Annotated in this window: 8 protein-coding genes; all 8 read right to left on the minus strand. The window is 62.9% G+C overall.

What is annotated here, in order from left to right:
• Positions 1-23: 23 nt before the first annotated feature.
• The 8 genes from ACQK2L_RS29985 to ACQK2L_RS30020 all read right to left on the minus strand — a co-directional run bounded on the left by ACQK2L_RS29985 (position 24) and on the right by ACQK2L_RS30020 (position 13607).
• The gene (locus ACQK2L_RS29985) at positions 24-626 is read right to left on the minus strand and encodes a hypothetical protein (protein WP_425400736.1); all 603 of its coding nucleotides are present in this window, start codon (positions 624-626) and stop codon (positions 24-26) included.
• A 179-nt stretch (positions 627-805) separates the two neighbouring features.
• Positions 806-1717, minus strand: a complete 912-nt coding sequence (locus tag ACQK2L_RS29990; RefSeq protein WP_425400737.1) for an ATP-grasp domain-containing protein — start codon at positions 1715-1717, stop codon at positions 806-808.
• Positions 1718-1826: 109 nt separating this feature from the next.
• A complete protein-coding gene (locus tag ACQK2L_RS29995; RefSeq protein ID WP_425400738.1) occupies positions 1827-2741 on the minus strand; it encodes an SIMPL domain-containing protein in 915 nt (304 codons plus the stop codon).
• A gap of 81 nt (positions 2742-2822) precedes the next feature.
• The gene (locus ACQK2L_RS30000) at positions 2823-6317 is read right to left on the minus strand and encodes a HEAT repeat domain-containing protein (RefSeq protein WP_425400739.1); all 3495 of its coding nucleotides are present in this window, start codon (positions 6315-6317) and stop codon (positions 2823-2825) included.
• 3 nt (positions 6318-6320) lie between these two features.
• A complete protein-coding gene (locus ACQK2L_RS30005; RefSeq protein WP_425400740.1) occupies positions 6321-7670 on the minus strand; it encodes a multiheme c-type cytochrome in 1350 nt (449 codons plus the stop codon).
• Between the two features lie 16 nt (positions 7671-7686).
• On the minus strand, positions 7687-8490 hold the full coding sequence (locus ACQK2L_RS30010) for a DUF4159 domain-containing protein (RefSeq protein ID WP_425400741.1): 804 nt from the start codon (positions 8488-8490) through the stop codon (positions 7687-7689).
• Positions 8491-8516: 26 nt separating this feature from the next.
• Positions 8517-11315 (minus strand): hypothetical protein, encoded by a 2799-nt coding sequence (locus ACQK2L_RS30015; protein ID WP_425400742.1) that lies wholly within the window; start codon positions 11313-11315, stop codon positions 8517-8519.
• 24 nt (positions 11316-11339) lie between these two features.
• A complete protein-coding gene (locus ACQK2L_RS30020) occupies positions 11340-13607 on the minus strand; it encodes a hypothetical protein (RefSeq protein WP_425400743.1) in 2268 nt (755 codons plus the stop codon).
• Positions 13608-13611: the final 4 nt, after the last annotated feature.

Genomic DNA, 13611 nt, shown 5'->3' on the forward strand with positions numbered 1-13611 from the left:
TGCTGTCGAAGTTTGTTGTTGCGTTAGGCAACGTCCCTTGTCACCCGTACCGTGTCGGCATTGACGACTTCCAAGACGAGCACGCTTGTCCCAGTGGCCAACTTCTCTTCGTCGCTTGTCATCGCTTGGTACTCGGCAGTGCGACCCTGCAATTCAACGTGTACCTTTCCAAGTCCTTCGTCGTTGGGCGGAATCGGTATGTACACGGTGCCCGGTTGGCCTAACGCATTGCGAATGTTCTCGTTGCCCGAAGTTTGGAGCACGCGAAATAGCTGCCGAAAAGCCCAGTACACGCCGTACAACGCTGCGATGCCCGTAGCCGTTGCCACACCGAGCGAAATGGTCGGATTGAGTCCCGCGGATCGCGCGGTCAGCCCGGCGAGCCCGAAGAACGACGCCGCCGATGCGACGGTGCGCATCGAGATCACTTCCAACAGCCACAGGCCGTGATCGTGACTCGTGCTGGCGTCTCCATCAACGCCATCGACATCGAAATCCACGTCTACATCGCCGCCGATGTCGAGATCTCCGGCATCGTCACCAACGCCAAACAAGATCATCACCAGCTGCAGAAGGAGGAACGCCCCACCCAGCGTGGCCGAGTAAAAGAAGATGGATTCAAGCATCGCAGTGGTTCCCTTGCGAGATTTCGTTACAGAATCATGCGTTCTGTTGAGAGAAATTCGTCGGCAATCCACGAATCTTGGCGAAAATCGCCCCCGATGGTTGTGCCGCTGGTGACGGTTTTTCCGCAGGTTTGGCTGTTGTCGGCTGGTGGGACTGGTCGCCAGCGGCGGTGCGCTACCTAACCCACCTGCGACCCAAGCCATTTGAGAACCACTCCCGACACGTCCACGCCGGTCGCCCGGCCGAGTGCGCGCCAGCCGGGCACGGCGTTGATTTCGATGGCGTACAAACGGCCATCGCGGCATGGCAACAGGTCCACGCCGGCTAGCGGGGCGCCGACCGCTGCGGCAGCGCGGCGGGCCATTTGCAGTTCCTGCTCATTCGCTTCGTAAGCTTCAGCCTTGGCCCCGCGGCTGACGTTGGTACGCCAATCGAGTTGGTTGCGCCGCCGCATGGTCAGCGCCGTGTCGCCCACCAGCAGTACGCGCACGTCGTAGCCTTCGTGCTCGATGAACTCTTGCAAGTAGAGAACCCCGCCGAGTTGCTCGACAAGCTTGAACGCTCGCAAGGCGAAGGCTTCGTCCGCCAGTCGGGTAATGCCGCGACCCTCGCCACCGAACAGCGGCTTGAGCACGACGTCGCGGCCGAGATCGGCAAACGCCTCGATCGCCGCGTCGGCCGTCTGGCAAACCATGGTCCGCGGCACCAGCAGCCCGGCCCGCGCCAGGCGGCTGGTTGTCAGGTACTTGTCGACCGCCACCTCGATAGCCTTGGGCGGATTCACCACCAGAGTGCCGGCGGCTTCGAGACTAGCCAGCGCGTCCATGCGAAACACCACCTGCTCGAGCGAACCCGGAGGCATTGTCCGCACCAGCACGCAGTCGGCGTCGTTCAGCCGGCAATGCGAACTCTCCAGCGAGCTAGCTCGTCCTCGAGTGCGGACAGAACTCGCAACCTCGATCCCCTCCCCTGCGACGCGCGACTCGAGATTGCTGAACGGAGCCGCAGTGATCGAGTGGCGATTGCCAGCCGCGCGCGACAGGTCGCGGAAGTACCAGCTATCGGCGGAGCCCAGGTATAGAAGGTGCATGGCGATCGCCAAGAAGCGTGCAAGTGAAACGAGCGGCAGCCGACGCGTCGCCGCCAACCGCCATTAGAACAACTTGCGTGCCGATTGCCATCTCCCCAGGATTGAAACGCTATTCAATTGCAAACGACGCTTGAATCGTTGCGCGAAGCGCAAGCGCTTCGGGCGAGGGGGCAACCACCTCGTTGTCGTTGGGTTCCTCGGTATCGCCAGCACCTGGGTAAACTCCCATGTAGCGCATGTACTCGTAGTTGTAACCGCTGCTCGAAGACGTGGGGCTGGCCTCGAGCGCCTGAAGCGGTCCCAACTCGACTCCGGCGGCCGCGGCCAGCATCTCGGCTTGCGACTTGGCCTTAGCAAACGCGTCGGCCATGGCCTGCTTGCGCGCCTCATCGGACACCACAGCCACGTAGTGGAATTTCGGCTCGCCGGGATTCTCCGATTCATTGCTGTAGTAACCGCCCATCATCTGCTCCATTTCCGCCTGCATCTCTTCCTCTTCAGGAGTCAACTCTTTCGGCTCGTTCAACCCCGCCAGGTCGGCCTCGACTACCTTGTCCTTCACGCCTGAAACGAACATCAGCATTTCCTGGTTGGTTTCTTGATCCAGCGGCCACTCGGCAGTCACGGTGCTGACAACCGTGACACTCTTGACCGGCTTGAGCCCCTCCGGCACACGCCCGCGTGCTCGCATCTGCGACATGGCCATCATGCGCATCTGTTGCTGGGTATCCGACTCGGTCGACGGGAAAGTGGCGTCGGTGACTTTGATCGAATCGGCACTCGCGCCGAGCGATTCGAGCTGCAACTTGGCGGCTTCCTTGCGATCGGCCAGTTTGTGCAAAGCCTCTTCGGTGGTGCCAGCTTTCTCACTCAACTGCACTCGCATGCGAAGAATCGTGGGCTTCTGTTTCGCCGAGGCGGTGCCCATGCCCACGATGGCTCGCTGCCCGGGCTGTTGCGCGTTGGCCGCGGCGGGAACCATCAGCGACAAGGTGATGGCCAATAGAACAAGGTTGCGTCGCATCGGAAACTCCAAAGTTGTCATGGTCGTGATTTGCGAATGGAAGCGAATAGAAAATGAGTGCAGCTTGGCTGGTTGCGCGGGTCACTGTAGTTGGTCCATGCCCCGCTCGTCGCGAATCTCCTTGCGAAGTTGCAGGACACCAGGAACGCTCATGATGCGAACGGTCCAGTAAAAGTCCGACACCTGGTGGTCGTCCAGGCCTTTGTAGATGTCGCGCAGCACCTGGGTGTGTTCGGAGTCGTTTAGCACAGCAATCGCCCGATAGGCCAGCTTGTCAAGTTCGTCGGACTGCTCGCTGACGGCGCGGTACTCGAGCAACGGCTCCAGCCCCGCGGCGTCTTCGAACGTCGTGAGCAGATACCCTGCATAAGCTTTGATCTCAGGATCGTCGCTTTCCAGCAGCGGACGAACGTGCTTCGACTCCAGCCGAAATGGCGGTGCCGGCACGATGGGTTGGCCGGAGCTGGAGTAGTAGGTAGTCGACGTTCGTTGCACGTGCAGCCCTGTAGCCGGCAACTGGGTCATGGCCTCAGCGCCCAAGGCAAGGAAGCGCAAAGCCACGCGGCGTCGATGCTCGTCCTCGCCCGTGAGCGCCGCGATGGCGGCCTTGTTGCTCTTGGTGCGACTGCCGGTAAGCAGCGTGATCTGGAAGGCGTCGCTCCGCAGCGCGTCGGCGGCCGTTTCGTCTTCCAAAAGCCGTTGGGCTCCCTCGGCAGCCGCGTCGGCGGCGAACTGCATCAGCATGTTAATGGCCGTTAGTCGCTTTAGCGCGGTTCCTTCGTTCACGTGCGGCGTGATCTTCTCCGCCAGTTGCTCCCGTTGCTCGCTCGTCAGGCTGTCGGTGTCCCAGTAGCGTTCGCCCAGGTACGCCTGCATGATGGCCCTCTGGGCCGTTTCCGCCACGTCGCTCGATGAGTCGTCGCGCGAGAGCACCTGCCAGTACAGATCGGTCGCCCTGGCATCTTCCATGTTGGAGAGTTGATAGAAGATGGTGGAGCGAACCCCATCGTCGTCGGTCAGGTCGTACAACTTCAGGAAAGTGTCGGCGCGGTCTTCCCACACCAACCAGCGAAGCACACGGGAGGCTTCCCGCAGGCGCTTCGTGTCGTCAGCCGCGTCGGCGAGCAACTGCGGCAACGCCTCGACCGAGTTGCCTAGCGGCACCAACGCGAGCGCCGCCGCGGTACGCTGTTCGGCATCATCCGATTGCAGCATCTTCTGTAGCGGCTCGCGGAGCTGCTCGGTCCACTCGGGTCGGTTGTCGCCCGCGTACAGACCGCGGAGCCACTCGTCCAGCGGATCGGGTGGTTCGGGCTGCTCCTCTTCCGTCTCCTCGGCATCGTCCGACTTGCGCTCTGCTTGTTGATCGCTGTTGGCTGCGGCGTCGTTGTCTGCTTGGTCCTCCTCTTCGCTTTCCTCCCATGGCAGCGCGGCCTGCTCTTCAGGCGGTTGTGCTTGAGGCTGGGCAGCGTTCTCGGCCTCCGCTGGCGCGGCATCCGCTGGAGCCTCATCGCCGAATAGTTGATCCGCCTCGTCATTCGGTTCAGGGGCGGGGGCGGGACTGCTCTCAAAAAAGGCGCCTATCAGATTGGAGAAAAAACCACGCGGGGGAGCAGGCTCCGCAGGGACGATATGCACCCCTGGACCAAATAAGTCGTCCAACTCGGCCTCGCCGGAGAACATCGATGTGGTGGCCGTCGCTGGCCGGTCGGTGTCCAAGAGCCCCATCAGCGACGTGGCGGCCGCCAGGCGGACCTCACTCGCTGGATCGCTCATGGCCGCGATCATCTCGTCTTCGATGCCTTCGGTCGCGGTTTGACACAACCCCCGAATCGCTGCGGCGCGGACCACGGGGTCTTCGTGCTTGAAGAACTTCTGCAAGTGGGGCACCGAAGCCTCGCGCATCTCCGAGCCGTTGGCCAGGAGTTGCACAATCTGCGAAGCGAGCGCCGGGTGCTTCATGGCTGCTGCCACCAGCGGCTCGACGGCGGCCTTCTGGTTGACGTCTTCGAGCGACTCGAGCACCTTGCTCACGACAAACGCATCGGGATCCTTGATCGTCTCGAGTAGCGCCGCGCGCACCTTGCTCGTTTCATCATCCTGTGGACCATTGGAACTGAAGTAGTGATTCTCGATCGTCTTGCCAATCGCCTCGGCCGCCTCGGCGCGAACTTGCCAACTGTCGTGCTTCAAGAGCTTGATGAGCGTCGGCCGCGCCTGCTTGTCGCCCGTTTCGCGGAAGTAACGAATCGCGTGCACCAGCAGATTGGGATCCTGTTCCTCTTCGACGTAGTCCATCACCTTTTGCAGCATGGTCGACGAACCGTCCTCAGCCAATTGCTTGAGCACCGCCGCTCGCACGTTGGGTTCGGGATCGGAGAGCAGCGAGGCAAGCGCTTCGGTGGCGCGTTCGCCTTCGAGCTTTCGCAAACCGCGTAGGCTGATTTCGCGGACCAGCGGATCGGCGTCGCTGAACAGTTCCAGCAGCAGCGCTTCGTTATCGGCGCGGCCCATCTCGGCGACCTCTTCGGCCGCTGCATGCCGAACGCTGGCGTCCGAGTCGGCCAGGCGTTCTAATCCGCCCGGCCAGTCGAGTTCCAATCGGCCCGGCGCGGCCAGCCGATATCGCAGGGCCACCAACCGCTCGCGCGCCTGGTCGGTCTGGGCCGTTTTGATTCGCTCCAGCACCTCGGGCAGCACGCCGCCGCCGAGTCGGGCGATCCGCTCGCGGATGGCGATCACTTCATCAGGCGTGGCGGTGATCATTCGCTCGATGTCGCCGCGCACTCCATCGAGTTCCTCATCGCTCAACTTACGCGCCACGCCGGGCGTGAGACGCGCGTCGATCGTTGTCATCCACTCGGTCACTTCGTCGAACCGCTCTTCGGTCAGCGTTTCCGGCGTCCAGGGATCAATCTCGCCGAGCGGAGCCTGCCATTCGCTCATCAATTCGTACGCGGCCAGCCGCGACGATAGTCCGCCCTCGCGAAGAGTCTTGATCACCGCGCCGGCCGACGCCTTGGGGTACGGCATCAATCTCTGAATGGCCGCTTCGCGGAGCGAAGCATCACGCGCGTCGAACTGCCGCACCACGCGCACCACTTCCAGCACCGTGGGCTCGCCTTCGGACATCAGGGCGGCGTCGACCGACACGTCGGTCGACTTTTGGGCGTCTTGCAGCCACTTCTTCAGCGGTTCGGCTTCCAGAAAACCATCCTGCGAAGCGATCAGCCGCCCGTGCGGAGTGATCACTCGCAGAGCGGGCACCGCATTGATGTTCAACTTAGTGGCCAGCTCCGGCTCGTCGTCGATGTCGATTTCCAGCAGGGTGACCTTCGCCAATTCCTCTTGCACCTCGGGCTTGGCGATCTCTGCGTCGAGCAACTTGCACCACGCGCACCACGGCGCGCCCGCGCGCACCAGGATCAGCTTTTGATCGGCGAGCGCCTGCTTGGTGGCCTCGTCGTAGTCGGCGTGCCACTCCAACAGCTCGTCTTCCGCCACGGCAGCGCTAGCGAGCGCCGCGCTCAGCAGGCAACCGAACATGAGTTGGTACAAACGGGTCGGCTTGTTCATCGTTCACTCCGATTGAGCGGATGCCGGCTGGGTTCCGTGGACAATCTTCTGCCAGTACTCGTCGTAGTTGAACCGGGGACTGTTCTCCCGGTCGTGACAAGTGATGCATTGGTTACGCGACTGCTCGGCGTAGGCCGTTTTGAATTGCGGCGTCTCGGCGTGCGCCTGCGACGGGCCGTGGCAACTTTCGCAGCCAACGTTTACTAGCTCCGGCGTCGTCAACCGCGACACAAACCCACCCGGCAAACCGTACCCGGTGGTGTGGCACTGCTGGCAGTACGAATCGACGTGCGCACCGCTGGTGGTGAGCGTTGCCCAGGCGTGGGCGTGTTTGCTTTTATCCCAAAACTGGCAATCCTGCTGGTGGCACTTCTGGCAGCTCGCGTTGCCGGCCACGCGGAACCCTTCTGGCGGCGCGACTGGCAGGTCGTCGACGAAGCTCGTCTCTCGAGGCGAGAGGTCTTCGCGCTCGAGCTTCGCGTAGAACGCGTCCAGGTTCTCCCGCTGCTCGGCGTCGTCACCGTAGTCCTGGCCGAGTTCGACGATCTTGCCGTCCCAAGTCTTCGCGTCGCCCATCGGCGCGTCGAGCACGGCGATGAACTTACCCTTGTTGGTAGCCGAGGCCACCAGCGTCGGCCCTCGCCGCGTTGGCAGCACGCTCTGCCCCGTTGGACCGCCGAGCACCAGGTCGGCCTCGGGCAGGTTGTCGGCCAGATCCAGTAGCTCGCCCTCGGGCAAGTAGCCGAGCACCACCAGCGTGTCGTACTTGCCAAGCTGTCCGATGGCCGCGCGCACCGCGTCGAGCGGTGGATCAACCGCGATCTCGGACGTCGCATACTCGGTTGCCACCACGCCCACGATCGCGAACTTGCGACCCGCTCGCTCAACGGTGATCGATGGCCGCGTGACCAGCGATCCGTCTGGCTTACGCGTGTTGCACGAGATAAGCGGCGCACCAGTGCGGCCTGCGATGTCGGCGAGATAATCAGCGCCGAAAGCGAGTTCCGCACCGCCCAGATTGTGAGCCGCGACTTCTAGTTGCTGTTCGCCGGTCAGGATGGCCTCGAATTTCAAGCGGTCGTACTCCGAGTCGCCGCTGGCCGCGCCGCCGACGTCGACGTACAGTACTGCGCCATCTTCCTGCTTGTCGGCGATGAACGTACCGCGCCGCAGCATGCCGCCCGACTGATTGGCGGTGCAGCCGCAGGGGACGATCCACCCGGCTGTGTCGCCGCTGGCCACCAGCGTCATCTTGCCGGGCGGGGTGCTCCGCGGTTGGCAGCCAATGCACCCGCACAGGCAGGCTTGTGCCAACAGCAGGGAGGTCGTGCGTGGTGAGTCGAACAGATGCAACAGTTTGCACTCGGGCTTAGAACATCAGGGTGTACGCCAGAATGTTGACGTTCACTTCCATCGCGTTGGTGATCTCGTTGCCGCCGCAACAGCAGCACCCTTGGGTGTGAGCCGTGTCGTTCAAACCATCCTGCGAGTACGCCACGCCCAGGCGGCCTTCGATTTCGATGCCTTCGATGGGCCGCGGCTCGCCATGTTTGGCTTTCAGCTCCTTGATGTCGGTCGCCGTGTGGTAGATGGCGTGGCTCATGTCGAGCGGTCGCAACGGGTGCTCGGGAAAGATGGTGGCCATCTCGCGGCGGAACGCGCGGTCCCACTCTTGCGACGAGCAACCAGAGGAAGCCAACAGGAACCCGCCTCGCTCGATGTAGCGACGCAGGTTCTGCCGCTCTTCTTCCGGCAAGGTGAAGTCGCCCTCGCCGGTCATGATCACCAGCGGGTAGCCATAGATTTCACTGCTGCTGAGCTTCACGGCCGAGAACCTTCGGCTGGTGGAAATCGAAGTTTTCTTCTCCGCTTCGATCAGAAAGTGATCGGCGAAGCATTGGCTACTCTTCACGCCGGCGTACACCAGGTTCGCGACTTGCACCACGCTGTCGGGCTCGCCACCGACCTGGCGGTGATCGGGAATCTGCGCCGATTCGGCATCGCCCGACTTTTCTTCTGTGGTCACCTCACTCAACGGTGCATCGCTAGATGAGGTTTCACTCGCGGGCGTTTCATTTTCTTGGCCACCCGCGTAGGGAACCGGCGCAACGGCTGCCAGAACCAAAGCGGCCGCCAGACAAATGCGGGTGATGTGAGCGTAGGAAGTACGCATGCGAACCTCTCGATGGATTGCGACGTTCATTCTTGATTCAGCTCCTCGGCCAACTCCTGCAAGTAGCGGCCCACTCGACGACGATACCGCAGCGGCACCGAACCCTGGCTGCTGCCGGCCGCTTCAGAGTTGAAGTTCATTTCCACGCGATTCGGATCGCGGCCGGTGCCACCGATGCCGTAACCGCTGCCATCGCCCTGGCCATCGGCGTTAGCGTTGCGCGAGCCCTGCCCTTGCTGGTTGCCGCTCGACTGGCCCATGCCCCGCATACCGCCGTACATGCCAACGTTGCCGCCGGTGCGTCGGGCGCTGTAACCGCCGCCGCGGCCGCCGGAGCCTTGGCCCATGCCGCTGCCGACTCCGCCCAAGCCCGATTCATTGAGCAACTGCTGCAGTGTGTTGCCCATGCCATTGCTGAGCGTGGGATTGAACCCGAGCGCGCCCTGGCACTGCCCGCCCATTCCGTTGCACTGGCCGAGCAGGCTTTCGAGGATGTCGGCCGCTTTGGTCGCGTTCTCTACGGCATCGTCGCCGTTGAATTCCAATAGACCCATCTCGGCGTCGAGCATCGCTTCGGTGGCGCCGCTTTCCAGCACCGCGGCGGCGAACTGCATGGCGCTCTGGCGGAGCTTGTCGAGTCGCTCGTCGTTGGGAAGCCGCTCGGCACGCAGCTCGATGTCGGCCACCAACTCGTCGAGCTCTTCGCGAATCTTGCGTTGCTCGCCTTCGAGGTCCCGCATGCGAGCCTTCATCGCCGGATCGTCGGGCGAGTCGAGCCCCTTGAGCACGGCCATCCGCTCGGCCAAATCGCGTTGACGCTGCACCAGGATGATGAACTTCGACTCGTTCTCGAGCAGCGGATAGACCTTCGAGAGCAGGTCGAGCGGCAGGCTGGCCTGCTGATCGAACTCTTTGCGTTCTTCGCTCAGCTGGTTGGCCATCTTTTCCATCTCGCTCGCCGCTTCGGAGTTAGTCGCCGGCTTCTTCTTGGCCAGCTTCTCCGCCGCCTCGGCCGCTTCGGCAAGCGTTTCGGCCGCTTTCTTCAGCTCGTCGGTCAGCGCCTCGTCCAGGTCGTACGGCAACAACTGCTCGGCTGCCTTCTCTACCGCCTCGGCTTCTTTCTTCATCTGCTCGGAGAGTTCTTGAAGCTTGTCGCGGATTTCGTCGGCCAACTCCGAGTCGGGCGGCAAATCGTCCAGTTGCTCCTGTAACTCGCGGAGTTCTTCGGCCATCTTCTCCATTCGCCGCGCGGCTTGCTGATACTTCGAGGTCAACACCTCCAGACCACGCTGCTGCCGGACCATTCGCTCGAAGTCTTCCTGGGAGATGATTCGCACCGTGGCCACCGGGCTTTCGCTGCCCTTCGCGCCAGCCGGGTCGTTGTCCTCGACGCGAGCGTAGACCTTGATTTCGTCGCCCGGCTGCAGGCGATAGTTGGGCAGCGGCAGGTAAACCATCTCACGCATCCGGCGAGGCGGAACGTCCTCGATCTTGTATTCCAGTGGCAACGGGCGCGAGTTATTCAAGCTGCGATAGAGTTGCAACCGCGCAACGCCATAGTCGTCTTCGGCCGAAATCTCGATCGGCAGGTGGATGTGTGGCGTAGCGATCGACGTCTCACGCGGCTGGATCATCCTTACAAACGGCTTTTGATCTTCCAAGAGCGTGATTGCCCCGGCGAATGGTTCGAGCGACTCCTGGTGCTCGGTGTCGCTCACGGTCACTGCGAAGCGGCCGCCGGTGTTGATGGTGAACGTCCCCGTCACTTCGTTGTCGCCTTCGGCAGTCGGCTTGAGGTCGACCATTTGCGATCCCTCTTCGGTAACCACTTCCACACGGCCACCCGACAGCGGACGATTGCTCTTCGCCCACAGCTTGACCTTGGCGCCGGCGAGGCCCGACAGACCGCCATCGGGCAGCGGGCCTTTGTACACGGCTTGTCGTGCATACTCGGGCTGCGACACCTGAAAGCGGACCGATTCGATGTTCGGCACGGTGATCACTTCGATCTGGTAGCGCTTGCTGCGCGATCCCTCGGCGCGGACGAAGTAGCTGCTCGGCTCGGTGACACGAGACAACGCAGCCCGCCACTGCCCGTCGCCTTCGGGGAACATCGGCACTTCGTCCTCTTCGCCAGCCGACTCAAACACGAGCGAAGCTTGCTCTATCGGCTCGCCCGAGATGGTTGCGCGGACGTCGAGGCCTTGGCCATAAACCACTTCGGTGTCGCCGGGTGTGACTTCGAATTCCAATCGCGAGAACGGTGGCACATCGGCGTACGGGCTGACGAACCGGCGCCACTGCGTGGTGGCGAGCGTCGGCAAACAGAGACCGACGAGCAGAATCCCGCCACCAAGTGAAAGCAGCACCGTGGCCGCGCGTTTGGCGGGGTCGACCGGCACCGCTTTCGACGTGGGCACGCGAGAGCCAAGCTCCGCCGCGCGGCCCACGGCCATTTGACTCAAGCCAGCGCTCAGTGAATGTGAGTTGGCAGTGGCCGGCGCGCGGGAGAGTTCCCAACCGCTGAGCATCATGCCACCCAGTCCGCCGGCGGAATCCAATCGCCGCGCGGCATACTCGTCGCTGGTCAGTAGCCAGGTGCGCCATACAAGTAACGCCAACGCGCCCAACCCCACGATGCTGGCCACCACCATCGCGGCGATGCGGACCTGCGGGGCGAGTTCCCACACCAGGTCGAGCCACATGGCCACCAGCAGCAAACCGGCCGCGGCCACGATCGCCCAGCAACAGGCAGCCGTGCCATCGATCCACCACTGTCGCTGACGAACACGCTTTAACAGCGAGCTGACGCCGGAGTTTTCCATGTCGTTTCCCTCCCGGATTGAACGCTAGACAAGGCCAGATCGACGTCTGAACCCCCAGCTTACCGCCCATACACCCATCACGCAAACAAGCACCCACCAGCGATCCCAGGCCGGCACACGTTGCACGCGCGTGGGGAAATTCTCTTCGAGTTGCTTTTGCAACTTCGCCGCCAACTCGGCGCTATTGCCTCCGTCGATCACCTCGCCGCCGCTGCCCATAGCGATCATTCGCATCATGTCGGGCCGCGAGGCAATCGTGAGACGCTCCGACAGATTGCCCTTTACGTCAAACGCCGTGGTGGCGTCGGTGTCGCCTACCACTTTCGCCTGATAGCGACCTTCAGGCAGCTCTCCGAACACCACGCGGAACTGCCCGGGCGTGTCGCCTGCCGGCGAGGCCGGGAACCGCTTCGGCTCGTCGAGCGTGTCGCCGGTGAGTTCGACCTCGAGTGGCTCACCCGCTTCGGTATCGCGAACCAGCAGCGTAGCAGTCGCGCGTTCGGTGGGATCGAACGTCACCTTGTCGCTCCGCACCGCGAGCGACTCGCTCGGCAGCAGCCCAGTGCTCGACACCAACCAGCGTACGAGGCTCCGCCATAGGTGACCGTACACGTCGTCGCGTTCCTGGTGCTCAATCGGCAAAAACGCCCATCGCCACATGCCGGCACCTTCGACCACCACCACACGTCCTGAGCCGATGGGTTGGTAGGTAATTACCGGTTCGGTATCGTCCGACGAACCGGCCGCCGCGGCGAGCACCACGGCCAGCGGCTTGGGTCCTTCGGGTCGGGCCATGGTTGCCAGCGACGGCAGCCCGCGCAGTTGGCCACTCGTCGACGGAAGCCACGCCATGCCCTGCCCCGACTCGGTTAGCTCCACGCGGAACCGCGATTCGGTGGCCGCCGACCAGCGGACTGGCATCAAGCCGCCCAACCGCTCGCTGAGCACCGACGTGGGCGGCCCCCGCATGCAGACCATCGCTCCCCCGTCCTCGGCGAGCCAGCGTTTGACCTGCTCGACGCGGAGGTCGTCGAGGTACACTTCGGCGTCGCGGCCGAGCACCACAACCTGGAAACTCTTCAGCCAGTCGGGATCGTCAAACAACTCGTCGACATTATCCAGCACGTCCCAAGTCTGCTCGCGGGCAGTGGCGGTTGGTTCGGGCGCTGCGGCATCGCCTTCCGCGTCTACTTCGACGTCGTCAGTAGTCGTTGCCGGCGAGTTTTGAATCTGCCGGCGGATAAAGCGATCTTCGCCCACGCGGACGATGCTCGTCAAGTCGATCGCCTGATCGCTGGCCAACATTCGTAGCAGGAACTTGGAGTCCCAGTAGGGTTTGCCTTCGAGCACCAGCACTCGCACCGGCTCGTCGACCACTCGCACGAGCAGCGTTGTGCTGTTGTTGAGCGTGGTGACCTCGTTGGGATGCCCGCTCACTTGAACTTCGTAACGATAGAGCCCACTGTTGTCCTGCTGAACCTCGAGCGTGGCCTCGGCCGTGCCGTCGGGCTGGATGGCGACCTCTTGCTCTTGGACCTTCTCGCCGTCGAGCAATAGCGACACCGTGACTTTGTCGGTTAGCCGGCCTCGCTGACGGAGCGTCACCTCTACCGGAAGCGTCTGCCCGGCGAATGCCATTTCTTGCGGCAGCGCGAGCGCCACTTCCAGGTCGTGGACATTGGCGTCGCCGCCGATCGTTTGCGTGTAGATCGGCGCGGCCATCGCCCGAGCCTTTTCGACGCTGGCCCGCACGCGATTCGCCCCACCGCCAGCGTTGTGAATGCCATCGGACAGCAGCAACATCGCCTGCCCTTGCGGTCGCTCGTCGAGCGAATCCTCGATAGCGGCCGACAGGTTCGTCGCATCGGCGTCGAGCCCTTGCGCGTCGAACTGATCGATTTCGATCGTCTCGCTGCCACTGTCGAACGTCCGCACGCGAAGCTCGAAGCGGCTCTCCAAATCGTCGGCCACTTCGTTGGCTACCTGCACGGCTTGCTGGTAGCGTGTCTTGTCGCCTTCGGTCGTGGCCATGCTAGCCGAGCGATCGACCAGGATCGTCAACAGCGGCTTACCGGCGGGCGGGGGCAGTTCTTTCACCCACGTCGGATTCAGCAGCATGATCATCGGCAGCGCGGCGGCTAGCGTCATCAGCGTGACAATTCTCCACCGCGCCGGCTTCGCCGCCCGCTGGCGAAGCACGTAGGCGTACACCACAATCGCCGCCACCACTGCCACCAGCAGCGGGAACCAAAGGGCGAGCGAAATGTACGGGTCGACGGTCAACATAGGCAAGCGA

Source organism: Aeoliella sp. (assembly GCF_965227375.1).
Taxonomy (GTDB): Bacteria; Planctomycetota; Planctomycetia; order Pirellulales; family Lacipirellulaceae; genus Aeoliella.

What these genes read in the sequence shown, in the direction of transcription:
- ACQK2L_RS29990 (WP_425400737.1), bottom strand. Translation starts at nt 1,717, where the DNA reads ATGCACCTTCTATACCTGGGCTCCGCCGATAGCTGGTACTTCCGCGAC.
- ACQK2L_RS30010 (WP_425400741.1), bottom strand. Translation starts at nt 8,490, where the DNA reads ATGCGTACTTCCTACGCTCACATCACCCGCATTTGTCTGGCGGCCGCT.
- ACQK2L_RS29995 (WP_425400738.1), bottom strand. Translation starts at nt 2,741, where the DNA reads ATGCGACGCAACCTTGTTCTATTGGCCATCACCTTGTCGCTGATGGTT.
- ACQK2L_RS30015 (WP_425400742.1), bottom strand. Translation starts at nt 11,315, where the DNA reads ATGGAAAACTCCGGCGTCAGCTCGCTGTTAAAGCGTGTTCGTCAGCGA.
- ACQK2L_RS29985 (WP_425400736.1), bottom strand. Translation starts at nt 626, where the DNA reads ATGCTTGAATCCATCTTCTTTTACTCGGCCACGCTGGGTGGGGCGTTC.
- ACQK2L_RS30000 (WP_425400739.1), bottom strand. Translation starts at nt 6,317, where the DNA reads ATGAACAAGCCGACCCGTTTGTACCAACTCATGTTCGGTTGCCTGCTG.